Source organism: Streptomyces sp. V4I2, from assembly GCF_030817655.1.
Taxonomy (GTDB): domain Bacteria; phylum Actinomycetota; class Actinomycetes; order Streptomycetales; family Streptomycetaceae; genus Streptomyces; species Streptomyces plumbiresistens.
Genome location: NZ_JAUSZM010000003.1, coordinates 9,995,670 through 10,021,254 on the forward strand (window position 1 = coordinate 9,995,670; position 25,585 = coordinate 10,021,254).

General features: G+C 68.6%; 20 protein-coding genes and 4 pseudogenes. 10 read left to right on the forward strand and 14 right to left on the reverse strand.

Going from position 1 to position 25,585, the window contains the following annotated elements; all coding sequences use genetic code 11:
- Positions 1-161: 161 nt before the first annotated feature.
- The gene (locus QFZ76_RS52015; RefSeq protein ID WP_373464585.1) at positions 162-485 is read right to left on the reverse strand and encodes a hypothetical protein; all 324 of its coding nucleotides are present in this window, start codon (positions 483-485) and stop codon (positions 162-164) included.
- Positions 442-740, reverse strand: a pseudogene (locus QFZ76_RS46710) (MFS transporter); the annotation flags it as partial. The gene QFZ76_RS52015 and the pseudogene QFZ76_RS46710, both read right to left, overlap by 44 nt.
- Positions 741-895: 155 nt before the next feature.
- On the opposite strand from QFZ76_RS46710, the gene tnpA reads away from it, so the two are divergent.
- The gene (gene tnpA, locus QFZ76_RS46715) at positions 896-1,318 is read left to right on the forward strand and encodes an IS200/IS605 family transposase (RefSeq protein WP_307680337.1); all 423 of its coding nucleotides are present in this window, start codon (positions 896-898) and stop codon (positions 1,316-1,318) included.
- Positions 1,315-2,535 (forward strand): transposase, encoded by a 1,221-nt coding sequence (locus QFZ76_RS46720; protein ID WP_307679401.1) that lies wholly within the window; start codon positions 1,315-1,317, stop codon positions 2,533-2,535. Before tnpA ends, QFZ76_RS46720 begins: the two co-directional genes overlap by 4 nt.
- A 174-nt stretch (positions 2,536-2,709) precedes the next feature.
- Here QFZ76_RS46720 and QFZ76_RS46725 read toward each other — a convergent pair whose 3' ends face one another.
- Both QFZ76_RS46725 and QFZ76_RS46730 read right to left on the reverse strand, forming a co-directional pair.
- Positions 2,710-3,408 (reverse strand): SDR family oxidoreductase, encoded by a 699-nt coding sequence (locus QFZ76_RS46725; protein WP_307679402.1) that lies wholly within the window; start codon positions 3,406-3,408, stop codon positions 2,710-2,712.
- Between the two features lie 185 nt (positions 3,409-3,593).
- Positions 3,594-4,388 (reverse strand): NADP-dependent oxidoreductase, encoded by a 795-nt coding sequence (locus tag QFZ76_RS46730; protein ID WP_307679403.1) that lies wholly within the window; start codon positions 4,386-4,388, stop codon positions 3,594-3,596.
- On the opposite strand from QFZ76_RS46730, the pseudogene QFZ76_RS46735 reads away from it, so the two are divergent.
- A pseudogene (locus tag QFZ76_RS46735) lies at positions 4,387-4,704 on the forward strand (LLM class flavin-dependent oxidoreductase); the annotation flags it as partial. The gene QFZ76_RS46730 and the pseudogene QFZ76_RS46735 sit on opposite strands and share 2 nt — an antisense overlap.
- A 60-nt stretch (positions 4,705-4,764) precedes the next feature.
- Here the strand turns inward: QFZ76_RS46735 and QFZ76_RS46740 are convergent.
- Positions 4,765-5,397 carry a TetR/AcrR family transcriptional regulator gene (locus QFZ76_RS46740; RefSeq protein WP_307679404.1) on the reverse strand — a complete coding sequence of 211 codons (633 nt, stop codon included), beginning with the start codon at positions 5,395-5,397 and terminating at the stop codon, positions 4,765-4,767.
- Between the two features lie 326 nt (positions 5,398-5,723).
- Here QFZ76_RS46740 and lpdA point away from each other — a divergent pair, with 326 nt between their 5' ends.
- Positions 5,724-7,136 carry a dihydrolipoyl dehydrogenase gene (gene lpdA, locus QFZ76_RS46745; protein ID WP_307679405.1) on the forward strand — a complete coding sequence of 471 codons (1,413 nt, stop codon included), beginning with the start codon at positions 5,724-5,726 and terminating at the stop codon, positions 7,134-7,136.
- Positions 7,137-7,550: 414 nt separating this feature from the next.
- On the opposite strand, the gene QFZ76_RS46750 is transcribed toward lpdA, so the two are convergent.
- Positions 7,551-7,751 (reverse strand): hypothetical protein, encoded by a 201-nt coding sequence (locus tag QFZ76_RS46750; protein ID WP_307679406.1) that lies wholly within the window; start codon positions 7,749-7,751, stop codon positions 7,551-7,553.
- 437 nt (positions 7,752-8,188) lie between these two features.
- Here QFZ76_RS46750 and QFZ76_RS46755 point away from each other — a divergent pair.
- A protein-coding gene (locus tag QFZ76_RS46755) for an IS5 family transposase (RefSeq protein WP_373464362.1) occupies positions 8,189-9,174 on the forward strand; the annotation gives its coding sequence in 2 pieces (ribosomal slippage) (positions 8,189-8,596 and positions 8,599-9,174; 984 coding nt in all).
- Here QFZ76_RS46755 and QFZ76_RS52020 read toward each other — a convergent pair.
- Together QFZ76_RS52020 and QFZ76_RS46765 are read right to left on the reverse strand one after the other, a co-directional pair.
- A complete protein-coding gene (locus QFZ76_RS52020; RefSeq protein ID WP_373464464.1) occupies positions 9,108-9,956 on the reverse strand; it encodes a hypothetical protein in 849 nt (282 codons plus the stop codon). The two genes, QFZ76_RS46755 and QFZ76_RS52020, sit on opposite strands and share 67 nt — an antisense overlap.
- Before the next feature lie 1,518 nt (positions 9,957-11,474).
- Positions 11,475-11,870, reverse strand: coding sequence for a GNAT family N-acetyltransferase (locus tag QFZ76_RS46765; RefSeq protein WP_307679407.1), 396 nt, complete (start codon positions 11,868-11,870; stop codon positions 11,475-11,477).
- Positions 11,871-11,936: 66 nt separating this feature from the next.
- Between QFZ76_RS46765 and QFZ76_RS46770 the strand changes: the two genes are divergently transcribed.
- Positions 11,937-12,089 carry a hypothetical protein gene (locus QFZ76_RS46770; protein WP_307679408.1) on the forward strand — a complete coding sequence of 51 codons (153 nt, stop codon included), beginning with the start codon at positions 11,937-11,939 and terminating at the stop codon, positions 12,087-12,089.
- Between the two features lie 280 nt (positions 12,090-12,369).
- On the opposite strand, the gene QFZ76_RS46775 is transcribed toward QFZ76_RS46770, so the two are convergent.
- Positions 12,370-13,302 carry an NAD-dependent protein deacetylase gene (locus QFZ76_RS46775; RefSeq protein ID WP_307679409.1) on the reverse strand — a complete coding sequence of 311 codons (933 nt, stop codon included), beginning with the start codon at positions 13,300-13,302 and terminating at the stop codon, positions 12,370-12,372.
- A gap of 179 nt (positions 13,303-13,481) precedes the next feature.
- Between QFZ76_RS46775 and QFZ76_RS46780 the strand changes: the two genes are divergently transcribed.
- Positions 13,482-13,898 carry a nuclear transport factor 2 family protein gene (locus tag QFZ76_RS46780; protein ID WP_307679410.1) on the forward strand — a complete coding sequence of 139 codons (417 nt, stop codon included), beginning with the start codon at positions 13,482-13,484 and terminating at the stop codon, positions 13,896-13,898.
- 257 nt (positions 13,899-14,155) lie between these two features.
- Here QFZ76_RS46780 and QFZ76_RS46785 read toward each other — a convergent pair whose 3' ends face one another.
- The gene (locus QFZ76_RS46785; RefSeq protein WP_307679411.1) at positions 14,156-14,509 is read right to left on the reverse strand and encodes a hypothetical protein; all 354 of its coding nucleotides are present in this window, start codon (positions 14,507-14,509) and stop codon (positions 14,156-14,158) included.
- Positions 14,510-14,924: 415 nt separating this feature from the next.
- Here QFZ76_RS46785 and QFZ76_RS46790 point away from each other — a divergent pair, with 415 nt between their 5' ends.
- Positions 14,925-17,927: a protease pro-enzyme activation domain-containing protein gene (locus QFZ76_RS46790; protein ID WP_307679412.1), complete on the forward strand. Its 3,003-nt coding sequence runs from the start codon at positions 14,925-14,927 to the stop codon at positions 17,925-17,927.
- A gap of 107 nt (positions 17,928-18,034) precedes the next feature.
- On the opposite strand, the pseudogene QFZ76_RS46795 reads toward QFZ76_RS46790, so the two are convergent.
- The 3 genes and pseudogenes from QFZ76_RS46795 to QFZ76_RS46805 form a co-directional block, all read right to left on the reverse strand.
- Positions 18,035-18,282: pseudogene (locus QFZ76_RS46795) on the reverse strand (LysR family transcriptional regulator); the annotation flags it as partial.
- 808 nt (positions 18,283-19,090) lie between these two features.
- Positions 19,091-19,507 (reverse strand): hypothetical protein, encoded by a 417-nt coding sequence (locus tag QFZ76_RS46800; protein ID WP_307679414.1) that lies wholly within the window; start codon positions 19,505-19,507, stop codon positions 19,091-19,093.
- A gap of 408 nt (positions 19,508-19,915) precedes the next feature.
- Entirely contained in the window at positions 19,916-20,872 is a 957-nt protein-coding gene (locus QFZ76_RS46805) for a LysR family transcriptional regulator (protein WP_307679415.1), read from the reverse strand.
- A gap of 506 nt (positions 20,873-21,378) precedes the next feature.
- Between QFZ76_RS46805 and QFZ76_RS46810 the strand changes: the two genes are divergently transcribed.
- Together QFZ76_RS46810 and QFZ76_RS46815 are read left to right on the forward strand one after the other, a co-directional pair.
- The gene (locus tag QFZ76_RS46810) at positions 21,379-22,101 is read left to right on the forward strand and encodes a VOC family protein (protein ID WP_307679416.1); all 723 of its coding nucleotides are present in this window, start codon (positions 21,379-21,381) and stop codon (positions 22,099-22,101) included.
- 433 nt (positions 22,102-22,534) lie between these two features.
- Positions 22,535-23,127, forward strand: a pseudogene (locus tag QFZ76_RS46815) (SDR family oxidoreductase).
- A gap of 1,496 nt (positions 23,128-24,623) precedes the next feature.
- Here QFZ76_RS46815 and QFZ76_RS46820 read toward each other — a convergent pair.
- Entirely contained in the window at positions 24,624-25,481 is an 858-nt protein-coding gene (locus QFZ76_RS46820; RefSeq protein WP_307679417.1) for a phosphotransferase, read from the reverse strand.
- Positions 25,482-25,585 lie beyond the last annotated feature (104 nt).

Below are 25,585 nucleotides of genomic sequence, written 5' to 3' on the forward strand. Positions count from 1 at the left end.
GCGGTGCCCCTCAGCCGGTCGAGCGCCGAGCTGAAAGACGCGCTGTCCAGCGGGCCCTCGACCACGGTGTGATGACCCCGCACGGCGAAGGTGCCTGGAAGGCAGGACAGGCCGAGGGGCGGCCCAGCCGTGACCGGCTGGGCCGCCCCTCGGTCCAAGCCTCAGGTCGCGACCGGGACGCCGGCCGGAGCATCTCCCGCGGCAAGGCCGGCAGCCGGGCCATCGGCCTTGCGCTGCCGGGGCAGCAGCAAGGCCAGGGCCGCCGCCAGGCCGACCGCACCGGCCCCGACCCACAGCGCCGGGACCAGCCCGTCCACGAACAGTGACGCGGACCGGTAGCCGCCCTGGGCGGAGAACACCGCCGCCAGCGACGCGACACCGATGGCCCCGCCGACCTCACGGATCGCGTTGTTGGCACCGGAGGCGATGCCCTGCTCCTCGGAGCGCGGCCGCGGCCGAGGCCGCGGTGAAGATCGCGAGGCCAATGGCGAACAGTCTTCGGCGGCCGAAGCGGTCACCGAGGGACGCGCCGAACATGACCAGGACCGCGAAGGTAAGGGTGTAGGCGCTCACCGCCACTCGAGGTCCTCGAGGCCGCCGCCGAGGTCCTCGCGGATGGAGGGGCGGGCGGTGGTGACGATCAGGTTGTCGAGCGCGGCGATGAATCCGGCCATGCTGGTGATGATCACGGCCCAGACGGCGCTGCCGCCCCGAACCGGTTGCTTGCGGTGCTGTTCCATCAGGATCTAGCCAGGGGACGCCCCGCTTTAGCGGGGTGGGGAATGGCTTCTCTGGGCTGCTCTGACCTCAACTCTGTGCACGGATCTGCACTGTTCACCTGTACCGCCCTTCTGCCGCGCTAGACCTGCGGCATGTGTATAATGATCGTGTGACTGTGACCAGGAATGTTCGCCGATTCTCCGGCGGCGTGTACGACCTCGGCCTCCACGTGGTGTGGTGCCCGAAGTACCGCCGCCCGGTCCTCGGCGGCCGGGTCGCGGAACGTCTGGACGAACTGATCCGGGACAAGGCAGACGAGCGCGGGTGGGAGATCATCGCCCTTGAGGTGATGCCGGACCACGTGCACCTGTTCGTCAAGCACGACCCGAAATCGTCCGCCTCGTACGTCGCGAACCAGTTCAAGGGCTTCACCTCCCGCGTACTGCGAGCGGAGTTCCCGCACCTGAAGTCGCGGATGCCCACTTTGTGGTCGTCGTCGTACTTCGCTGCCTCGGTTGGCGCGGTCAGCGCGGCCACCGTGGAGAAGTACATCAACACCCAGTGGGAACGCCCCTGGAAGAAGGAGGCCCGCTCTTGATGCGGGCCTACAAGTTCCTTCTCAGGCCGACAGTCGGGCAGGAAGCGGCCCTTCGGGACATGCTTCGTGATCACTGCTCGCTCTACAACGGTGCGTTGCAGGAACGCCGGGATGCCTACCGGCACAGTTCGAAGACGAGCGTCAAGTACGGCGACCAGTCCGCGCAGCTCAAGGAGATCCGGGCGTTCGATCCGGAGCGTCATGGATGCTGGTCCTTCTCCAGCCAGCAGGCAACCTTGCGGCGCCTGGACAAGGCGTTCCAAGCCTTCTTCCGGCGCGTGAAGGCCGGTCTGACACCCGGCTACCCCAGGTTCAAGGGCGTTGGCCACTTCGACACCGTCACGTTTGCGAAGGACGGCGACGGCTGCCGCTGGGACTCCACCCCGCACGATCCGCAGACCCGCGTGCGTCTCCAAGGAGTCGGTCACGTCCGCGTGCACCAGCACCGGCCCGTGCGCGGCCGGGTCAAGACGATCAGCATCAAGCGCGAAGGTAAACGCTGGTACGTCGTGCTGGTCTGCGACGAGGTTCCGCCCGAGCCTCTGCCCGCAACCGGCAGCATCGTCGGCATCGACATGGGCACCGTGCACTTCTTCACCGACTCGGGCGGAGTCCACCAGGAGAACCCGAAGTTCCTGGAGGCGATGGCCGAAGAACTGACGGCCGCGCAGCAGCACCTTTCGACGTTCCCCAAGCGCACCCGGCGCCGGACGAAGAAGCACCGCGCCGCAGCGCGGAAGGTCGCGAAGCTGCACGCGAAGATCCGGCGTCAACGACTCGACCACCACCACAAGACAGCCCTCGCCCTGGTCCGCGAACACGACGTGATCGGGCATGAGAGGCTGAACACAGCCGGGATGACCAAGGCCCCGGCGCCCAAGCCCGACCCCGAGCAGGAAGGCGCGTTCCTCCCGAACGGAGCCGCTGCGAAGGCCGGACTCAACCGCAGTATCCTGGACGCTGGTTGGGGCATCTTCCTGGGAATCCTGGCGCAGAAGGCTGAGAGTGCCGCTCGCCGCGTGATCCCGGTGAACGCCCGCAACACCTCCCGCACGTGCCCACCCGAGATCGGCGGATGCGGGCACGTGGCGAAGGAGAACCGCGTCACCCAAGCGAAGTTCGAGTGCGTCAAGTGCGGCCTGGTGGAGAACGCCGACCGCGTGGGCGCACTGAACGTGCTCTACAGGGCCGGGCTGGTCCTCTGCGACGGTGCTTAGCCACCGACGCAGGAAGCCCGCGACTTCAGTCGTGGGTGGAGTCACGACGTTCCGCTGGCAGACGTACGTGGCGACGGATCAACGGACGTGCATGCCGGCGGGCGACGGCACGGCGTTTGCGGCAGCGAGCACCGGCATCCACCGGCTCGGTGCGGGTTCCTGGGCGGCCGGCCCTCAGGGGAGCTGCGGGTAGAGCACGGAGACGCCTCCGGCCAGCGCGGCCTGGGCCTGGCGGGCGGCGTTGTCCGCGAGGATCTCGTACGCGCCGGAGGCGATGCCGTCCACGCCGATCCGCGCGATGTCGGCCGGGTCGGACTTGGCCGCGTCGACGGCCCGGACCATGTCGGTGTCCATGTAGCCGACGTGCAGGCCGGCCACGCGGATGCCCTGGTCGGCGAGTTGCAGGCGCAGGGCGTTGGTGAGTGACCATTCCGCGGACTTGGCGGCGCAGTAGGCGCCGAATTCCGGGAAGCTGACCCAGGACAGGCCGGACAGGACGTTCAGGACCGTCCCGCCGCCGTTGGCTGCGATCTGGGGTGCGAAGGCGCGGGTCACGGACAGGGTGCCGAAGTAGTGGGTGTCCATCTCCAGGCGGATGTCGTCCAGGTCCGCGGCGAGAAGGTCGGCGCCGGTGGAGGACCCCGCGTTGTTGACCAGGATGGTCACGTCGCCGGTGGCCTCGGCGGCGGCCGCGACGGAGGCGGGGTCGGTGATGTCGAGCGCGATCGGCTTGACACCGGGCAGGTCGACCTGGTCGGGGTTGCGGGCGCCGGCGTAGACGGTGGCGCCGCGGCTGAGCAGTTCGGCGGCGAGGGCCCGGCCGAAGCCCCGGTTGGCTCCGGTGACAAGGGCGGTGCTGGTGGAGAGGTCCATGGAGGTTCCTGGTGAAGTAGATTATTGAAGTATGACTGTAATACTAAACAGGGAGAGTCGGTGAGCGCAAGCGCTCTGCGCTGAGGCGATGCGTCCGCCCATGGCACGCCGACCGTGCCCAGGATCAACGTGAAAGGGCCTGCCGTACGTACGGCAGGCCCTTTCACGGTCCAGTGAAGGCGGACTCAGAGCTTGACGATCATCTTTCCGACGTTCTCGCCCCGCATCAGCGCGAGGAAGGCGTCCAAGGTGCCGTCGAGGCCCTCCCTCACGGTCTCGCGGTAGCGGAGCTTGCCCTCGGCGAGCCAGCCGCCGACCTCGCGGACGAAGTCCGGCTGGAGGTCGAGCTCTTCGCTGAACATGAACGCCAGGATGTCGGAACGCGTCACGGACAGGTTCCACAGGTTGCGCGGCCCGACGACCTTCTCGTCGTTGTACTGCGAGACCATCCCGCACAGGACGATCCGTGCGTGCAGCCTGAGTGCGCCGATCGCCGCCTCCAGGTGCTCGCCCCCGACGTTGTCGAAGAAGACGTCGATGCCGTCCGGCGCCGCCTTGGCCAGCTGCTCGGCGACCGGCCCGTTCTTGTAGTTGAACGCCGCGTCGTAGCCGTACTCCTCGATGAGCAGCTTGACCTTCTCGTCCGAGCCCGCGCTGCCGATCACCCGTCCGGCGCCCTTCGGCCTGGCGATCTGACCGACCTGGGTGCCGATGGCGCCCGCCGCGCCGGAGACGAAGACCGTGTCGCCCTCCTTTATCTTCGCGAACCGCTCCAGCCCGATGTAAGCGGTGAGGCCGGGGACGCCGAGCACACCGAGGTAGGCGGTGAGCGGTGCGAGATTCGGATCCACCTTCTGGGCGCCCGCCGCGTCGAGGACCGCGTGGTCGCGCCAGCCGAGGACATGCACCACGTAGTCGCCGGGCGCGAAGCCCTCGGCGTTGGACACCAGGACGCGGCCGATCGCGGGGCCGTCCATCATGGGCTCCGCGACCACGAACTTCTACAACAACGCCTACAGCCGGCAGGGATGGGCCGAGGTGGCGGCCGAGGTCCGGACCCGCTGGCAGGCCGGGGACCGGGACGGCGCGGCAGACCTGGTCACCGACGAGATGGTGCTGGCGACCACGCTGATCGGAACCGAGGACATGGTGCGGGAACGGCTGCGCGTGTGGCGCGACGCCGGCGTCGACACCGTTCGCTTCTACCCCGCCGGCGAGAGCCTCGACGCCCGACTCGCCACCCTGGGCCGGGCCATCGAGTTGGTCCGCGACATCGAGGACGAAGCGGCACGGTAGTTCCGGGCCGGCTGACCGAGGAGGACTGCTGAGCGTCGGCGCCTTCCACGAGACGCCGGTTCAGGTCGACCGGGCGCTGATGCCGTCAGCCGCCAGGCCGGACATCAGCAGGGTGATCGCGCGGAACGTCCTGGTGAGGGCGTCCTCCCGGTCCGCCGCGGCGGCGATGATCTGGTTGCCCTCGCACAGGGCGGCCAGCAGCAGGCGGGCGACAGTGGCGACGGGAACGTCCGGTTGCAGTTCACCGCGTTCGGCCAGAACGGTCAGCAGCCGTTCGATCGGAGGCTGGGCGACGGTGTCGTTGATGTGCCGGTACTGGCCTGCCAGGACCGAGGGCGCCTGGGCCATCAGCTCCCGGTGCAGGGGGTCGTCGATGGTTCGCCGCAGGAATGCGTGCGTGAGGTCGGCCACCGCGGCCATGGCGGGTTGGTGCGGTGTCGCACGGATCGCCTCGGACGTTGCGTCTGCCAGGACGCCGACCTGCTGAATCAGCTCCGTGTAGAGCTCGGCGAACATCGCCTTCTTGTCCGGGAAGTGGTGGTACAAGGTGCCCTTGCTCACCAGAGCCGCCCCGGTGATGGCCTCGACCGACGTGTCCGCGAACCCGTTGGCCACGAACAGCTTCCGTGCGGCCGCCACCAGGTCTGCCCGGGTCTGCTCCGCATACATCTGTCGTCGGTTTGGCGCTCGCATGCGACCATCGTATATTCAATGACCTGAGGTCAGTGAATGACTCATGGTCGGTCGGTGGCGTTGTGGCAAGGTCTCCGAAAGGCGGACGGAGCCGTGGGAAAGCGCAGGATCGCGGGCATAGATCACGGCGCCGGGGCGCTGAAGCGGATGTCCGGGGACCGCTGCCGAGATGGTGAACACATGGGCGCCTCCCTCGTCCTCCGCCGGCTCCCCTGCGGCGGGCGGTGGCGCGTGCCGCCGCTGTCGAGTTGATGAACAGGTTGTTCGATCGGGAGCGAGTCGGCCCCTCGCGGGAGCCGGCCGCCCCAGTGGAAAGGAAGCCGTCCATGGACGAGCAGGGTGAGCGCTTCGACGTCGTCGTACTCGGCGCCGGCCCCGGCGGATACGTAGCCGCCATCCGGGCCGCCCAACTGGGCAAGCGCGTCGCGGTCGTCGAGGAGAAGTACTGGGGCGGGGTCTGCCTGAACGTGGGCTGTATCCCCACCAAGGCCCTGCTGCGCAACGCCGAGCTCGCGCACATCTTCACGCGCGAGGCGAAGACCTTCGGCATCAAGGTCGAGGGCGAGGTCTCCTTCGACTACGGGGAGGCCTTCCGCCGCAGCCGGAAGGTCGCGGACGGCCGGGTCAAGGGCGTCCACTACCTGATGAAGAAGAACAAGATCACGGAAATCAGCGGTCGCGGCACGTTCCTCGACCCGCACACGCTCCAGGTGGCCGACTACGACGGCAACACCCGCACCATCGGCTTCGATCACTGCATCATCGCCGCCGGGGCGAGCCCCAAGCTGCTGCCCGGCACCCGCCGTACGTCGCGCGTGGTGACGTTCGAGGAGCAGATCCTCGCCGAGGACCTGCCGCAGTCGATCGTGATCGCCGGCGCCGGGGCCATCGGCGTCGAGTTCGCCTACGTGCTGCACAACTACGGCGTGAAGGTCACCGTCGTCGAGTTCCTGGACCGGATCGCCCCGCTGGAGGACGCCGAGGTCTCCGCCGAACTGGCCAAGCAGTACCGGAAGTTGGGCATCGACGTGCTCACCTCCACCCGCGTCGAGTCGATCGACGAGTCCGGCCCGCAGGTCCGCGTCACGGTCACCGGCAAGGACGGCGCCCAACAGGTCCTGGAGGCCGACAAGGTCCTGCAGGCGATCGGCTTCGCGCCGAACGTCACCGGCTACGGCCTGGAGAACACCGGCGTACGCGTCACCGAGCGCGGCGCGATCGACGTGGACGGACGCTGCCGCACCTCGGTCCCGCACATCTACGCCATCGGGGACGTCACCGCGAAGCTGATGCTCGCGCACGCCGCCGAGGCGATGGGCGTGGTCGCCGCCGAGACGATCGCGGACGCCGAGACCATGGAGCTGGACTATGTGATGATCCCGCGGGCCACTTTCTGCCAGCCGCAGATCGCCAGCTTCGGCTACACCGAGGCCCAGGCGAGGGAGAAGGGCTTCGACGTCCAGGTCGCCAAGTTCCCGTTCACCGCGAACGCCAAGGCTCACGGCCTGGGCGACGCGACCGGCTTCGTGAAGCTGATCAGCGACGGAAAGTACGGCGAGCTCCTCGGCGGCCACCTCATCGGCCCCGACGTCACCGAACTCCTCCCCGAGTTGACCCTGGCCCAGCAGTGGGACCTCACGGTCCACGAGGTCGCCCGCAACGTCCATGCCCACCCCACCCTGGGCGAGGCGGTCAAGGAAGCCGTCCACGGCCTCGCGGGCCACATGATCAACATGTAGCAGGGCGCTCGGCGCAGCGGCAACGGGGCCCGTTGGTGCTCGGATCGCATTCGCGACATCGAGCTGCCAAGGGGCCCTGATCCCTTGTTGGGGGGATCCGAGGCAGGGGTGGTTATGCAGGTGAGGACCTCGTAGCGGCCGTCTGCGCCTCGAAGACCCGGTCGGGAATGCCCAGTTCGAAGGCGCGTACCCCGTCTACGGCCAGGACGGCGATTCGGTGCACGTGCGCCATGGCGGGAGCCCGTCGGAAATCACTACCCTGCGGCTGGTGTCTCACTTGTGCTGCTCGGCATCCACCAGTGCGAGGGCGTTGCGGATGCCCTGTTCGAGGAGTTCGTCGGCGAGCTGCACCGGTCGGTCAGGGCGCGGGGGAGTAGCAGCTCTCGGCCAACATGCCTAGAAGGCTGAGGGACTTCACACGCGCCGACGGCGGATCGCGGGGTGCCAGGCGGGCGGCGAAGCCGTCGATGACAACCAGCGGCCGTCGGTGCAGGCCTGCCTGGTTGCGTCCGCGGAGCGCCCGATCTCGTAGAGCAAGGCGGCGTTGGGGCAGCCGTCGCCGGGGTTGTCCCGGTGGTGGGCCGACAGGTACCAGCGCACGATGAGGAAGCTCATCAGGAGGCCGATGAGAGGAGGCCGATGCCGCCTGGCGTCAGGCGCGGTGGCGCTTCGGCCTCGGGCTGCGTGGACCGGCTTTGAGGGGCTGCCGAGTGCAGGTCGGGTGAGGCCCCGTCCACTGCCATGGAACGACGTCCCCCGGTCCCCGATGGCCCGATCGGACGGCAGGATGCGGTGGTCAGCGCAACCAGGCTTCCGCCTTCGTGCCGGCCTGTCGGACCTGCTCAGCGCTCAGCCGCCGAAGCTCCGCGATGAGGACGGCCATATCGGGACCGGCCCTATGCTGCCGCGGGACACGGTCGCCCAACTGGGTATTGGTCTCGCCGACAGGGCCGGCCATCGCCACCAGGTCTCCTAGGTCCTGTCTGGAGCTCGGATCAGGAGTTCGGTAGATCGCCTGCGCGCGGGGGCTCGGTCTTGATAGGCCGTCAGTCATGGCGCGAGGCGATCTCACCGATGAGCAGTGGGCCCTGATCGAGCCCCATCTCCCGATTGCCGCGGTTGGGCCCATCCCCGACCTGCGGAAACATTTCAACGCGGTGATGTGGCGGTTCCGGACCGGTAGCCCCTGGCGTGACCTGCCGACCGAGTTCGGGCCCTGGCAGAGCGCGTACGACCGCTTCCGGATCTGGGCGACGCGTGGCGTCTTCCAGGACCTGATGCACACAGTGATCGCCGAGGCCGCTGCCCGCGGCCAGGCTGATCTGGGCCTGGTCAGCGTGGACTCTGCGACCGCCCGGGCCCACCACCACGCCGCCGGGATGGCCCTGGACCCCGAGCAGTTGGCGGCCTTGGAAATGGCCGTCGAGGCCGAAAAGGGGGCGAGGACAAGGAGCAAAGAACGCAGGACGGACAGGCCGAGGACGAGGCGCGCGTCGAGCGGCGACGGGTCCACCGACGACACCGGGCCCGCTTGAAAGCCGCCGAGCTGGGGCGTTCCCGGGGCGGACTGACGAGCAAGATCCATGTGGCGGCCGACCGACGCTGTCGCCCGCTTGCGTTCGTCCTCACGCCCGGGCAGGCCGGCGACAGTCCGCAGTTCGCCCCGGTCCTGGAACGGGTGAAAGTGCGCGGCCCGGTCGGGCGCCCGCGGACCCGGCCGGATGCAGTGGCCGCGGACAAGGCGTACTCGTCCCGACGCAACCGCCGCTACCTGCGACAACGCGGGATCCGAGCCGTGATCCCGGAGAAGGCCGACCAGGCTGCGAACCGCAAGAAGCGTGGCAGGGCCGGCGGGCGGCCAGTCTCGCACGACGCGACACTCTACAAAGAGCGCAACACCGTGGAACGGTGCATCAACCGGCTGCGGAACTGGCGCGGTATCGCTACCCGGTACGACAAGACCCCGGAGAGCTACGAGGCCGGACTGCACCTGTGTGGTGCGATGCTCTGGCTCCGCAGCATCGCACCACACTCGTGATTCGAATTCCAGACAGGGCCTAGGGGGATACCCAGCACGACAGCGAAATCGGCCAGCAGGTCACGCGTCAGCTCTACCTTGCCGCGCCCGACTCCACCGATCGTGGACGGACTCACGTACAGGCCCGACAGTTCGTACATGACTTGGACCGCCCCCGTCCAGTACAGGTTCCGGTTGGCGAGCATCTGCAGAAGTACTGCGCCGAAGCTCGGCTGGTACTGCTCATACGGCTGTAGGGCCCGACCTGGAACAGTGCGGTCCTCCTGCGGCAACGACCGCACGAAACGGATCAACTCGCGCCTGCCCTCCGGCGGCAACGACACGGCGCTTCTCACGAGTTGGGGCACCAAGGGCACCGCTGTGGCATCCAGCGGTGCGAGGTCCTCCGGCACCGGTGCTCCGGCAAGGACGAAAAGGTCCGCGGCATAGTATCCGAGCACGGACGCGAGCCTCCGCAGCAGTGCCGGTTCCGGAGGCGTGCCCCTCAGTACGGCCCGGAGTTCGGAATCCTCGACCTCGGCCCGCCGGGCGAGAAGGCTGAAGTCGAGTTTCCTGTGATCCGCCAGTCGCTGCAGAAGGACGCCGAAATCCGGATGTCTCGTCATCACGGCAGCGTACGCAGTTGCGGCCTGCTGCATCAGACTGCTCGGGCGTCTGTGTAGGGCGTCTGTGCGCAGGGCCTCCGAGATCGGCTTGGCGCCGGCGTGCGTGGTGAGGCCGCTGACGACCGGGATTTCCGCTCCGATGATGAAGAACGCGTCGTCGGACACCAGGAACACCACGAGCGGGGCGATGCGGCGAAGGTCCCGGTGCGGCCCAGCGGCGTCCCGCGGAGGTTCGCCTCGTCGGTGGCGATCACTCGGGCGCCCTCCCCGGTCAGTGCCTCGGCTTCCGCCGCGCCTTTGCCGCCGGCCGCACGGGTGACGACAACGACCTTGCCGAGCAGCCGCTGTGGTGGAGGGTCGGTCAGGCCGCTCCGGGTGCGGTGGCGGGCAACGGGGAGCGGGGCGGGATCGGCGCCGGGAAAACTTCTACCATCAACGCGTGGACGCGCGATCGCCGCCGCATACGGGAGGTCGTGGTCTCATCCGCCGAAGCATCGATCGTCGGAAGGGCGTGACGAACTGGGCGACGGTGAAGACGGGAGCGCCCTGTTGTCGTTGTCGACCTGGTGCCGCATGGGATGGGATCATCCCGTCAGGACGACGGACACCGTCGCAGCGACGATCGTGACCGCAGCCAGCGTGACCATCACCGTCCGCACCGCCGTCATTCGTCGGCCTGCGCAGGACGCGGGGGCAGTCCCGGCGGCACCAGCCAGGGCGCGGGCGAACGTTTCCCCTGCGCAGCCGGCACCGGCCGGGCCCGGGCGTCCGCCTCGCGCAGCTGTCCGCACCACACGCAGCTGTCTACTTCATGGACGGCAGGCCGGGCGTCGGGGTCGGGTTCGGGGCAGTTACCGAAGGCTTCCATACCTCTTCAACGACCCACTACAGCGAGGCGGTCGCCACATCACCCGTTTGCCGTGTCGGCCACGCTCAGCCGGACACCCCACGAGGGTCTGACGCTGCGAGACAGCCCAGTCCCTTTGAGTCGGGGAGCCTCACGCTCCATCGCACGGGACGAGGCCCGCCCGGCCCGCAGGTGTGCGGCCACCTCACCATCCGGTCGCTCCCTCGGCAGACAGTCCGAATCGGCCTCCAGGGCCCGGATGTTGTCGGCTCGGACCCCCCGCGGCGTTCTGGATGAGGTCGCAGTGCACCCGGTTGCCGCGACCAGCACGCCGCCGCGCCGCCGTGAACGTCTCCCAGCGCAGCGCGTCACGAGCCGTTACAGCCCGGTGCTTCGGCGGTTCCTGGCAGCCGCGCAGGGCAGTCGACATGCAGTAGGAGGGTCCGGCGCCATGGCCAGCTAAGTGGGAATCCGCGCGACAGTGGTGTTCGGCGGCAGAGCACGAAGCACTCCGTGTCCTGCGTCGGGCGGGGAGCCTACTCGCGAACCTCGACCCGGCGCGTTTCGAGGTCCTCCCGGTCGGCATCACGCCGCAGGGCTCGTGGGTGCTCAGTCGGCCGACTCGTAGACGCCGGCGATCGACGGCCGGAGCATGCCGATCATCGCCGCCGGCGCCGCGGCACTGAGCGCGACTACGACAGGGAGCTGCGCCACGGGTACCGCAGCTGCCGCTGCCAGCCGCGTTCGCCCCGGACGTGCTGCGGGTGAGAGCCCTGCGATCCGCCCCGGCGGCGAATAGCAGCCCCTGGCCTCGCCCCGCAGGGGTCCGTTTTTGCTTGCCCACGGCGTCATAGAGCAATCAGACCGGCTGCCGTCTCCTTGAAGCCGCAGACATCGAAATAGAACGACCGCAGGTGCTCCTCGAAGTCGACGTGGAGCCACTCGCACTGTGCGGCGCGGGCTTCGTGGGCTGCGGTTGCGACCAGCGCGGCGCCAACACCTCTTGCCCGGCGATGCTGTGCGACCATCGTGTCCAGGATGAAGGCATGGGCTCCACCGTCCCAGACGACGTTGACGAAGCCGATCAGAGAGCCGTCTTCCCAGGCGCAGACCCAGCCGAGACTGTGGCGCTCAAGTCGTTCTCGCCAGTCCGTCTGAGCGATCGGGTGGCCGAAGGCGTCAGCGTGGAGCGCGTTGAGGGCGGCATTGTCGAAGTCACCCCGCCACTCGTACTTGACCGTCACTCTTCCATCGTAATGTCGGTGCCGGGTTTGGTGACCGGATCAGGGAACGAGGAGTCGGTCGGCCTCTTGAGTTCGTTCATCTGGTTGCGGCTGAGCTATTCCAGTGCGCCGGTCATCGCGCCGGTGGCGGCGACCGTCATGCCTGTCGGCGGCCCGTCGGCAGGCTGCGGACAAACGCGAGCCTCGGGCTTGGCAAGCGGCAAGGTCCGCTATGATTGATCTTGAGCTGGCCGCTACAACTCATGGCGCCCGGTGGTGCGTTGGTGGTCCAAGGAAAGACGTCCCGCTTCCTGCGGGGAGATGCAGGTGCAAGGCCTGCCCGGCGCTCGAATACGAGCCCCGTCCCGCATGTTGCGGGGTGGGGCTCGCTGTTGTTGTGCAGGTCGGCGTCGCTCAGCGGTTGTCAGTGCCGGGAACATAACGCCGCTGGTGCCACCCCCGTAACGGCCGCTACGGCATGCTCACGTATCACCCGCTCCTCTCACCGAGAGCCACAGCATCACCGGCCGGGTACCCCGTCACTACCTCGCCCGGCCGCCTCCTCGTCGTCGTCGACGGGGAGGCCCAGTCGGCTGGCTACGGTGGTGAGGGCGGTGCCCAACGGGAGTGCGACCCGGGTGACGGCGTGCCGGTCGCCTCGGGTGGGGTCTCGGTTGACGATCAGTACGGGCTTCCCGGCCTCGGCTGCCTGGCGGACGAACCGGAGCCCGGACATCACCGTCAGAGAGGAGCCCAGGACCAGCAGCGAGGCCGCCTCACGGACCAGTGTGCGGCAGTGTTCGACGCGCTGCGGCGGAACGGATTCGCCGAAGAACACCACGTCCGGTTTGAGGATGCCGCCGCAGACCGTGCAGGGCAGCACGCGGAAGTCCCCGACCTGGTCGTCGGTGAGGTCGGCGTCACCGTCCGGGTTGATTGCGGCGGCCACCGGCTTGAAGCCCGCATTCGCCTCCTCCAGCCGCCGGGCGAGTTCGCGGCGCGGGCTGAAGGCGGCGCAGGAAAGGCAGACGACCCGCTCCAGACTTCCGTGGAGTTCCACGACGCCCTCGGCGCCGGCGGCCTGGTGCAGGCCGTCGACGTTCTGGGTGATCACACCCGAGAGCAGGCCGTGCCGCCCGAACGCGGCCACGGCCCGGTGGCCGGCGTTGGGGCGGGCGCGACCGAAGGTGCGCCAGCCGAGGTGGCTGCGCGCCCAGTACCGGCGCCGGGCCTGGGCGCTGGCGGTGAAGTCCTGGTAGGTCATCGGAGTGTGCCGGCTCAGGCTGCCGCCCTCGCCCCGGTAGTCGGGGATGCCCGACTCCGTTGAGATGCCCGCCCCGCTGAGTACCAGCACCCCACCAGTGCTCAGCGCACCGGCGACCGGCTCCAGATCCGTGGTGCCCGGCGGCAGGTCGTCGGCAGGGGTCCAGCTCACAGTGGGGCGCATGCGCATGTTGCCAGGGTACGGAACCGGTTGCCACCACACGGGGCACAGCCGGACGATGCATAGCCGTAGTCATCATGGAACCGCGGTCGCGACCCCCTGCATGATGGGCCTGCCGGTGTGGCACAGGGCACAGCCCGGCGCGTGTTGCCCTCGCCGAGTCGGCTTGTCGCGGTTACGGTCGGGACGTGGACGAAGGACCGTATTCGGACCCGCAGGCGCCAGGCGAAGATGCGGCAGACGCTCGATTGATCGGCCTGGTGACGGACTGGGCTGCTTCGATCGTCGCCAATGATCCCGTGCGTATCGCCGACTTCATGGCTGACGAGTGGGTGATCGTTTCCGAGTCGGGCGTCGCCTCGAAGGAGCAGTTCCTCTCCCTCGTCGAGTCCGGGGAGCTGGCCCACTCGGCGATGGAACTCGTGACGCAACCAAGGGTTCGCGTCTACAACGGTACGGCGGTTATCACCGGACGCGTGACGAACACAGCCCACTACCAAGGCACGCGTTACGACGCGGACGAGTGGACGACCGACGTGTTCGTGAAACGAGACGGTCGCTGGCTCTGCGTGTTGAGCCACATCACGCCTGTTGCCCCAAGCTGAGCCACAGGCCGAGCGGCATCAGGGCGGCGGCGCTCCTGCTCGCGCCGCCCAGATCCGGAGAGCGAACACGCCGCAGCCGCGGCCTGCTCCCGCTGCGCCGCCTGCACAGCCTCGCGGCCAACTCAGGGGTTGTGACCGTCCATCCGTGACCAGTACGGCCGATGCATCGCCGGCCCATGGTTCATGGGAGTCGATCTCTTACGGAGGTACGGAGGTACGGAAATAGTCCCCAACCGGGCGTAAGGCGCATTTCTGGCCTATGCCGTAGTGGGGGACCCCCCACCGGCCGGGACGAGTCCGGTCACCGTCAACTCGCGGTCGGCTGCGGACCAGTAGACCGGCAGCGGGTACGGATAGTTCAGCCGCCGCACCTCTGCCTCCGCCTCCCACTGGCGCCGTACCGCCACCGCCAGAGCGTCAGCGGCGTCTGCCAGTGACGCCTCACCGGGTGCACCCTGCTGGAACCGGAAGGCGGTTACGAGCAGCGGCGGCAGGCCGAGCAGTGCGGCGACCACGCCGATCACGCCGATCACCTTGCCCATATCGTCGACGCGATCCACGCCCGACGCGTAGAGGGTCCCTGCCACGGCCAGCAGTGCCGCGACGGCCACGGCGTAGACCCGCGCCGGCCACCGTCTCCCTCACCCATGCGCCAGTCCTCTGCTCTGCGTCCTTCGGGCTCAGCCGATCTTGCCCGCCAAGACGGCCAGAAGCCCGAAGGGCCAGTCAACAGAGGCAAAATCCCCACTGGCCGTCGAGTTGGCGTCCCGTTGCGTGGGCACACATCCGGCCCGGTTGACAACCTTGTCTCTGCATGTCGCAAAGATCCCCCCATGGTTCCGGTGGGACTGAGGTCAACATCTGTCCGCTCCTGATAAGAAAAGTACACACACATCTGGTTGAGGGGGGTTGCTTCTGCGTGCGCGCATGCTGGCGCAGGCTGGTCGGCCGCCAGGTGAGGCTTCGACCACCGGCCCTGCCTATCCACGCGTATGACGGTGTGTCAGTTCTCAAGGGAGATTCCGCATGACCAAGAGGGTCCACGCTGCGCTGGGACGTCCCAGACACACGGCGGACAAGACCGGCAGACGGGCTCGGGGGATCATGGCGGCAACCGTCGCCGCTGTCGCTCTCCTTGTCGCCGCCACTGCCGCCCATGGCGCGGTCACCGATGGGGGTGGGGCAGGATCGCACCCGCCCAAGCGAATAGGCGCGGCCCCCCACGTTCCGGTCGGCGCGACCGCGGCCGGCGCGACTCCATCGGGAACCACGCTGCACATCGGTGTGAACCTCGCCCCGCGTGACCCGAAGGCGTTGGCCGACTTCGTCACCGCGGTATCGACCCCGGGCAACTCCCTGTACCACCACTACCTGGCCAAGGGACATTTCGCCTCGGTCTTCGGCCCGACGCCGGCCACCATCGCCCAGGTGTCCCAGGCACTGAAGGCAGCCGGCCTCACTCCCGGCAAGGCCAGCCCGGACGGCCTGACCATCCCGGTCACCACCACCGTCGCAAAGGCGTCCGACGCCTTCGACACCGGCTTCCGGAACGTCCGGCTCAAAGACGGCACCACCGACTACATGAACACCGCGGCCCCCGCGCTGCCCGCCAACATCGCGGCGTCGGTGACCGGGATCGTGGGCCTGAGCGACATCAACAGCATCACCAGCCACCACTCATCCGTGCGTCAGGCGGGCAAGACCAGCTCTGCCGCCGGACGCGGCTCGCGCGCCGTGGCCCCGCACGCGTACAGCCCGGGACTCTGCACTGACTTCACCGGCTCGGGCTTCACCGACGGCACCGACTACTACAGCCCCGACAAGCTGGCCGGCACCTACGGTATGAGCAGCTCCGCCACTGTCGGCGCGGGGCAGACCGTGGCCGTGTTCGAGTTGGAGAACGTCGATGCCGCCAGCATCGCCGCGTACCAGTCCTGCGTGGGCACCAGCACCTCGGTCTCCACCGTGTACGTCGATACGGCGGCAGGAGCCGGCGCGCCGGCCACCGACGGATCGGTCGGCGTGGAGTCGGCGCTCGACATCGAGGACCTGATCGGTCTGGTGCCGGGCGCGAGCATCATCGACTACCAGGGCGTGGACGCCCAGTCCGCGACCGACCAGAACGTGCTCGACGTCTACCAGCGGATGGTCACCGACGACCAGGCGCAGGTCATCTCCTCCAGCTGGGGCGTGTGCGAGGCAGCCGAGAACAGCGCGACCGCGAGCGCCGAGAACGCCATCTTCGCGGAGGCCGCGGCGCAGGGCCAGAGCGTGGTCGCCGCCTCGGGCGACGACGGCTCCAGCGACTGCTACGTTTCGACCGGCTCCACCGCCAAGGCCGTCGACGACCCAGCGAGCCAGCCCTACGTCACCGGCGTCGGTGGCACCACGATGACCGGCTCGGGCAGCACCGCGACCCAGAAGGCGTGGAACAACGACACCGGCGGCAGCGGCGGCGGCATCTCCTCGCGCTGGGCTCCCGTCGTCTACCAGGGCGGTGTCGCCACCACCGCCAAGCGTGCCGTTCCGGATGTCTCCGCCCTGGCGGACCCGTACACCGGCTACCCGATCTACTACCAGGACGACAGCGCCTCCTCCAGCCCCGTCCCCGGCATCATCGGCGGCACCAGCGGCGCGGCCCCGACATGGGCCGCCGCCATCGTCCAGGCGAACGCCGGCGCGGCCTGCCAGACGAACGGGCGGGTCGGCTTCCTCAACAACGGCCTCTACAAGGCCGCGCGGAGCAGCTACCCGACGAACTTCTGGGACGTCACCAGCGGCAGCAACTCCGTATACGCCACCGGCTACGCGGCGGCGGCCGGCTACGACGAGGTCACCGGCCTGGGCTCGCCCAAGGAGGCCGGCCTGATCACTTCGCTGTGCGCGGCCAAGGGCACCGCGGCCACGGGTGCTTCCACCTTCCACCCGCTCAGCAGCCCCAAGCGCCTGCTGGACACCCGCAACGGCACCGGTTGGGGCCTCAGCTCCGTCCCGTCCACCAAACCTCTGGTCGCGGGCGGCACCGCCCCGGTCAAGATCGAGGGCGCCGGGGGGATCCCCAGCAGCGGCGTGACCGCCGTCGTGCTCAACCTCACGGTCACCGGCACCACCGGCTCGGGTTCGTTGATCGCCTGGGCCGACGGCACCGCCAAGCCGTCGACCAGCAACCTCAACTGGACCGGCGCGAGCCAGACCATTGCCGCCTCGTCGACCGTCACGGTGGCCGGTGACGGCGTGGTGGACCTCTACACCAGCAGCACCACCCACGTGATCGCCGACGTCCAGGGCTACTACACCAACAACACCACCGGGTCCGCGTACACGGCGCTGAAGCCGACCCGCTTGCTGGACACCCGCTCCAAGGTCGGCATCTCCACCACCACCAAGATCACCAACGCGGTGGTCAGCCTCAAGGTCCGCGGCCACGGGGGCGTGCCGACCGGCGCCTCCTCCGTGGTCCTCAACCTGACGGCCACCCAGACCGTAGGCTCCGGCTACCTGGAGGCCTACCCCGAGGGCGCCACCCGCCCGACCGCCTCCAACGTCAACTGGGCGGCCACCGGGACCACCATCCCCAACCTGGTCGTCGTGCCGATCGGCTCCGACGGCAACGTCAGCCTCTACGTCCACGGCACGAGTCACGTGATCGCCGACGTCTCCGGCTACTTCTCCACCAGCGGCTCGGCCTTCCACACCGTCACTCCGCTGCGCCTGCTGGACACCCGTACGACGACGGCGCTGGGCGCCGGCAAGACACTGGCCCTGCAGATCTCGGGCCGAGACGCCATTCCGTCCACCGGCGTCAAGGCCGTCGTGCTGACCGTCACCGTCACCGGCACCACCGGCACCGGCTACCTCACCGCCTGGGCCGACGGCGGCACCCGCCCGACGGCGTCCAACCTGAACTGGGTACAGGGCAAGACCATCGCCAACCAGGTGATCGTGCCGGTCGGCTCCGACGGCAAGATCGATTTCTACGCCAGCAGCACCACCCAGGTGCTCGCGGACGTGGCCGGCTACATCGGCTGACGCCTACCGACGACACAACGGTGATGCCCCGCCGACCCGCGTGGTCGGCGGGGCATCACCGCGACAGGCGGAGTTTGTGGCTGGCGTCATCCAGCGAGACGCCTTCGCAGCCCTTGGGCGACGCGCAACTGGACGCCGTCGGCGGCGACGGATGCCAGGGCGGGCAGGGCGCATACGCACGGCAGTTCCGATAGGTCGGCCAGGAGTACGGCGTCGTCTGCCCGGTCAGTGGGCCGCAGTTCATGGGCGAGCGGGGTGGTTCCACGCCGCGCGGCAGCCGCGTGAACAGTTCGCGGCCGGTCTGCTGCTCCAGGGCGCAGATCTGCGCGCTCACGGTGGGCTGTGACAGCCCCAGCCCTCGACCTCATTCAGGTTGGCGTGCGCCGGGGTCAGTCTTTTGCATCGGAGTTCCGATAGCTGTGATCGGCTCTTCTATTGGTACTTCGATGGGACGGCGGCCTGACGTCAAGAGCGTCGTCAAGATGCCTGCCAGCGGCGATCCGCGGCGCAGGCGGTGACGACGCAGGTCCAGAACCCCTTCAGGAGAGCACATGGTGAAGATCCTCTTCACCCCGGGCGGCGTCATCCCGCCGGTCGACCCGGCCGGCCTCAGCGCCGGAGCCAACGGCGGTGAGGAGAACGCCGCGGAGATCCGCGCCGCAGCGGAGGGCGCTGCGGAACTCCGCAGCCCGGTGGCCTTGGCCGACGTTCGAATGGAGGACTTCGACGCGGGTACGTCCCCGGCGGCACGGAACGATGGAGGACCTCGCGGTCGACGCCGACTCGGGCGGCTCCTCGCCAGCGGTGAATTCCGGTCTGTCGGTGGGCGTGGTGTGCCGAGGAGCCCCCGGCTGACCACGGATCCGACCCGCGGCGGGTCCGACACCCTGCGCATAACCCCGACGTGCCCGAGCCCGAGTCGACGCTGGACAGGTGCGGGTGAAGGTCGAGGCGTGCGGCCTCGACGTGGTCGGCACCGCCGACGCGGTGGGTGACGGGGGGACCGGCATCAGTCCGGGGCGGCGCGTCGCCCTCCACGGCGGCCTGCGCCGGGTGGCTTCGCCGAGTACACCCTGGCCGACGCCACCACCCTCGCCGGAACAACGTGGTCACAACGGCGTCCGATCGTAACGCCGACCACGAATGCGATCCGTTGCCCCGCCTCACGTAGGCAGCCACCCAGGCCACCAGGGTGGGACATTGTCCGGGGGGCAGTTGCCATTGGTGTCGTTTCCCACACCGAGCGGGGTTCCCAGCCAGGCGAAGTGCACCAATGTCAGCGCGATCAGTGCTGCCAGGAAGACCGCGGCTGGTAACAACAAGTTCCGATACCGGCGTTTTCGATGCCGCAGCATGACTGCCGGCAGCGCCCACGCAGCCAAGCCGGTGAATCCCGCCGCGAGGACCGTCAACGGTGCTTCCCATGTCCACAGATCGAACAGGCTCGGGTGTTCCCGAAGGACGACGGCGCAGGTCCGGCGCGCCGCGCGGGACAGCCGGTAGGCGCCGTAACCCGCGAGCGCCCCTGCGAGCAATGTCAAGCAGCCTGCCATCCAGGGCGGATTGGTCTCTCTTTCCATGTCAGGGCTTGACGCACCACAACGCTGCCAGGTTCCTACAACTGACACTGTGTCGTCCTACGTCGTCAACTTCGCCGCCCACGGTGACCTCAACGACCCGACACTCCGGCGCTGGGCTTCGTCCCGGCCCGGTGAGTTCACGACGATGGGACTCGGCGACGACGGGGGCCGTATCGTCGATGTCGATGTCGATGTCGATGTCGATGTCGGGGCGGGCGCTGCTGCTGCCCTCGTGGCGCAGGCTGTAGAGGGTGAAGTGCAGGTACTGGGTGGTTCACTCCTGCGCTTGACTGCCCTGTGCCTCATGGTCTTCGTCTCCTCATGCACGCGAGTCCACGCCGGCGGAACGCCTTCGTTTGCTCTGCATGGCGTACGGATGGCTTCGGCGCGGCCCGAACGGCTGCCCGCCTACCAGTCGCGGGCGGCGCGCTGGAGGGCGTCGCGCACCCGGATCGCGTCGGGGTTGGCTTCGGTGCCGGGTCGCTGGACGAGGAACAGGGTGTTCAGCGGCGGTTCCTCCGATTCGTGCAGGAGGGCGAGACGGCCGGAGTCGAGGTATTCCTGGCACAGCGAGCGGGGCAGCACGCTGATGCCGGCGCCGGCGTTGACCGCGGACAGGACCGCGTACAGGTTGGGCACGGTGACCGCAGCGCGGCTGGTGAGCTGTTTGCCGAAGACGGTCCGCCAGTAACGCCGCACGATGGGCAGGTCCTCGGCGTAGCTGACAAGCGGGACCTCGCGCAGGGCGACGCACAGATCGTCGGCCTGTGGGTGCGCGGTGATGCGCTCGGCCCAGGTGGGGGCGGCGACCAGCAGGTACTCCTCGTCGGCGAGCGGCACCGACTCCAGGGCGCGGCCGCGGGGGCGCCGGGTCGCGATGACCAGGTCGTGGCGGCCCGCCCGCAACTCCTCCAGCAGCGGTTCAGGCAGCCCTTGGGCGACGCGAAGCTGGACGCCGTCGGCGGCGAGGTGCGCCAGGGCGGGCAGGACGCGCACGCACAGCAGTTCCGACGGGCCGGCGAGGTGTACGGGTGTGGCGGGCCCGGCCAGGGGGCCGCCGCCTTCGAGGGCGGCGAGCGCGTCGAGCGGACCCGCGGTCTGGGCGGCGAGTGCGTGGGCGAGGGGGGTGGGTTCGACGCCGCGCGGCAGCCGGGTGAACAACTCGCGGCCGGTCTGCTGCTCCAGGGTGCGGATCTGTGCGGTCACCGTGGGCTGGGACAGCCCGAGCACGGGCGCGGCGGCGGTGAAGGTGCCGGCGCGATAGACGGCCAGGAAGGTGCGCAGCAGGTTGAGGTCGGCGTGCGCCGGGAGTTGCCCGCCGACGCCGGCCGCGGTCTCGGAGGTCTCGGGCGTCCGGTTCTTCATGGCGGCCATCGTATCCATTGTTCGCATCGGAGGTCCGATAGCCGGCATCGGCTCTTCTATCGGTAGTCCGATGGAGCGGGGTTGACGTCGTGCCGTGTCGCCAAGACGCCGCCAGGGGGCTGCCCTGCTGCGGGCGGTGATGCCGGCCGGGCCGATGAGGCGGTCGTCCCCTGCGATGAGCGACCAAGGCCGCTGGCCACGCCGACCTGGCCAGGCAGGACAAGGAGTCCAGACAGACGCCTCGACCTGGATCTGACGGTCTGCGACCCCGCCATACCCGCGCCGGGCACTCCCGAGGGTGAACCGGCTGCCGCCCCGGCGTGATGGGCTGGCTCAGCCGGTGGCGTGGACGACGGTGCGGTTCCGCAGGGTCGTCATCTTGTGGCGGACCGGGCGCCCTCGCGACGGAAAACTCGGATGCGCGTACCACACGGCCACCCCTAGGCTGCGCCCGCGGGGAGGCGAGGCGCCGTATCGTCCGTCAGCGGATCGGAGATGCACGGGGTATGACCAGTCAACTGTTCGCGATCTGCTTCAACGCGACCCGGCCGTCGGGCCTGGCGCGGTTCTGGTCCGGCGTCCTGGGCTGGGAGTTGGCCGACGGCTCGGACGACGACGTCGCGATCCTGCCCCCTGATCCCGCCGGGTTCCGCATCCGTTTCCTGCCGAGCCAGGAGCCGAAGATCGGCCAGAACCGGGCGCACTTCGACCTGACGAGCACCTCCTCGGACGATCAGCAGCAGACGGTGGCCAGGGCGCTGGAACTCGGCGGGAAACACATCGACGTGGGCCAACTCCCGGAAGAAGGGCACGTGGTGCTCGCCGATCCAGACGGCAACGAGTTCTGCGTAATCGAGGCGGGCAACAACTTCCTCGCCGACACCGGCTTCATCGGAGCACTGGCCTGCGACGGCACGCAGGAGGTCGGTTACTTCTGGAGCGAGGCGCTACGGTGGCCGCTGGTCTGGGACCAGGACCAGGAGACCGCGATCCAATCGCCGAACGGCGGTACGAAGATCACGTGGGGCGGCCCACCGGTGGCGCCGAAGACGGGCACGAACAGGCTGTACTTCGAGCTTGCGCTCCCCGCCGACGCAGACTGGGAAGCGGAGGTCGACCGCCTGATCTCGCTCGGCGCGACGCACACCGACATCGGCGAGCGCGACGGCAGCCGGATGCTGATGCTCGACCCCGACGGCAACGAGTTCTCCGTACGGAGGCCCCGGTAGCGGGCTGTTGTCGGGTGGGCGGTGTTGGACGCGCAGGTCGGCGACGAGGTCACACTGCTTTCCCTGGCTCCTGACCCGTACGCAGGCACGGGAGTCAGTCCGCTCAAATGCCTTGAAGCCGTGACGAGTCCAAGATGTCGTCGCAATGCCATCGCCGCCGCCCGGCCTTCGGGACAGCCGTGAGAGGCGGCTTTCGCGGTGCTCCGTCCTAGACACCGATGAGGGCGCCGCAAAGGACTTCAGATTCTGTTTCCGTTTTCGTCGCAGGAGGTGTGCCTGCGGCAGTTGAGCAGCTGCTGCGCCGGTCGCCTCTACGACCACGACTACGACGACCCCTGGTTCCGAGCTGCTCAACCTCGGAGCCGCGAGGCCGCTCTTGGACGCGCAGCTGTTGGACGCTGTCGTGCTGCTCGGCCACTCGCTGGGCGCCATCATGAGTGGCGAGACGCGCGTGGGGAGTCCGCAGGACGCGGGGGAGGCGGGGCGCCCTCTTGCCTTGGTCACAGGGGCAGGACGTTCGGCGGGGATTGCGGCGTCCGTGGTGGCGAATTTGGCCCGGACCGGGTGGGACGTGGCCTTCACGTACTGGACGCCGTACGACGCACGCATGCGGTGGGGAATGGAGCCGGGTGCGCCCGAAGAGTGTCGGTCGACTCCGGCTTGTTGGACACCACGGTGGAGAGCTTCGACCTGCACTTCGCGGTCAATGCGCGCGCAACCTGGCTGCTGATCCGGGAGTGCGGGCTGCGGTTTCGCGGACAGCATGGCAGCGGGCGCATCGTCAGCCTGACCAGCGACCACACCACGGGCAACCTCCCGTATGGGGCAAGCAAGGGAGCGATGGACCGGATCACGTCGGCCGCCGCCCACGAGCTCGCCCACCTGGGAGTGACCTGCAACGCGATCAATCCTGGGCCGACCGACACCGGGTGGATGGCCGAGGAGCAGAAGGCGGACCTGATGCGCTTCACGCCCCCCGGATGGATCAACGCCCAGCTTCTCCAGAGCAACGGCGGCCTCAGGTAGCCAAGCGTGCGCGGTCGAGCGGGTCTGTGCGAGCCCGGCGCTCCCCTTGACGAGCCGCTTCAGTTGATCATCGTGAGGCGGCCCACGGGCATCTGCGAGTTACTGGTCTTCACTCCTACGAGTGGACGAGGGACAGCCCTTGTTGGCATGCCGGTCGACGTCCTGCACCTTGGCAACCGCTCCATGTCGACGGTTCCGCCGCCGTGCCGTGCCGTGCCGGACGGCCGTTGCTGCGCTGAGGCGACTCGCGTCGCATGTCTCCGGTCGGCTCTGTGTGGCGTCGTTCTTCATCGCTGTTCGGGGTTGATTTCTTCGGTGGTGAACGCGCGGAAATCTGTTTTTGCTGGAGTAGACATTGGGTGGTGGTGTGGTTATGGTTTCCCTCGTAGCGCAGAGAGACAGCAGGGCCTGGCAGACACGAACTGCCGGTCGGTAGTAGGCAGTTGTGGTTCGTTGTGCGGTGCGGTGGTGGAGTTCCGGAGCCAGGGTGGTTGCAGGACGGTGACGGGACTGACGGCCGGACCGGGTGGCTGCAGTGATCAGGGGCCGCCGTGAGGACTGCGGTTGACGCAGTGGCAGTACCCGCAGGTGCAGTTTGCGGTACCAGCAGTGGAGTGGGCAGTACCTCGGTGAAGGTGTCGGCTGCGGACGCGCGCGCCGGGAGGTTCGGCAGTGGGGTTCCAAGCCGGAGCAGGTGCAGGACGGGCGACGGGGCTGGCTGTCGAAGAGTGGCGCTGTCGTAGGCCGCTGAGCAGTTCGCATCACCAGCAGTACGTAGTGGAGCAGTACCAGCAGTACGAGAAGTGCCAGCAGTACGTAGTTCCCCGTTTGGCAAGCAGTTGATCATTGAGGGAAGAACGGAGGAGCTGAGCGCCATCAGGATCGCCCGGGTGGAAGTCTTGAGCCCGGGTACCGCAGGACATCGATAGTGAGGTGGTCTCCGGTCAAGCAACCGCGATCCCAGCATCCCCGACAGCATCTGGGTCGGGTCTGCGGAGACAGAAGGCCGGCGCAGTACCGGGGCCGGCAGATGGTGTAGCTGTTCCTTCGGGGCCCTGGTGTCATACGGCACCAGGGCCCCTCCACGCGTTCCACAGGGAACGGGCTGGGACCCGATACTCATGGCGAAGTCCGGGCACAGGAAGCCGGAGAACGTGTGGAGTACTTCCATCCCTCTCTGGCGGGGACCGAACGAGGCGTCTGCCCAACAGCGGGCCCGGTGGCTGCGGGCCCGGCGGTGCGGGTGGAAGGACTCTGGCGGGCTGTCGCCATGGCGGGGAGGTTCCGGGTGATGCGGCGGCTCATCGCTTGCAGTGGTTGACGTGCGTTCTGGAAGCTGAATGCCGGCGGGCGGAACGGGGGCGTGTTCGTCTCGGTCCAGTGGATCATTGGCACCAGGTACTCCTCGTGATCGAACGTGCTGAGGCACGAAGAGCACTTCGGCGAGGAGCAGCGCACACGGCCCGTGCTGCAGCACGGGCCGTTTGAGGGCGGTGTCAGTCGGCCATGCCCCCGGCGAACGGCATCGTCTGCCATTGGTCGACGGACGGCTTGAGATACTCCACCAGCTCGGGCAGTTGCGGCACGAGCGTGAGGGAGGCGATGACCCGCAGCATCCCCACGGCGTTCACGAAGCTCAGGACATCCTCGTTCAGCAGTCTCGTGCCGTTGTGCTGCGCGCCGCGGTTGTAGGCGGATTCGTGGACCGGCCCGAGAGCCGCCAGGTCCCACTCGACGGGGCCCAACGTGACCAGCTCGAAGTCGGAGTAGAGGTCCCCGTCCGTCCCGGAGAAGACGTTCGCGGTCGGAGAGTCGCCGTGGATGGGCTGGAGGTCGATCCCCGGGAACGCTTCCTCGAACGCCGTGCGTGAGCGCACAAGAGGTTCCAGGATCTGCCACTCGCGTCGTGCTCGGCCCAGCTCGGACGCGCCGATGAGGCTGGGGAGCCTTTCGAGCTGACCGAGGCTCTCTGCAATGAACTGCGGATCGGCCGCGGACAGGAAAGACAGACGGCCCGGGTATGCGCGCATCGCAGCGTGCAGGTCAGCAACGCTTTCGGAGTTCGCCACGTAGTCGGGTTCTTCGCCCCGGTCCTCCTCGACGAACTGCCAGAACGTCATCGAGAACCCGTCACGCTGAACGGGGTCCAGGGGCACGAGCGGGCTGGGAGGGATCACGGGGGTTCCCTGGTCGGCGAGCCATCGTGCCACGTCCAGTTCCGCCCGCTGGCGGCGGGCAAGGGAATCGAGGGCTTCAGATTGCGGCAGGACAGTGGGAATCCGGGCCACGACGGGTGAGGGCGCAAGGTGGACAACGACAGAGAAGACGTCATGGAGCACCGTGGCATCAGCCACGGCGAGTCCGAGATCACGCCCTGCTCCGACAGCCGCGTCGACTGCGGCGGAGGTGCGGTGAGCCCGGTGTTGTGGCGTCAGGAAATCGGTCCTGACTCAATCAC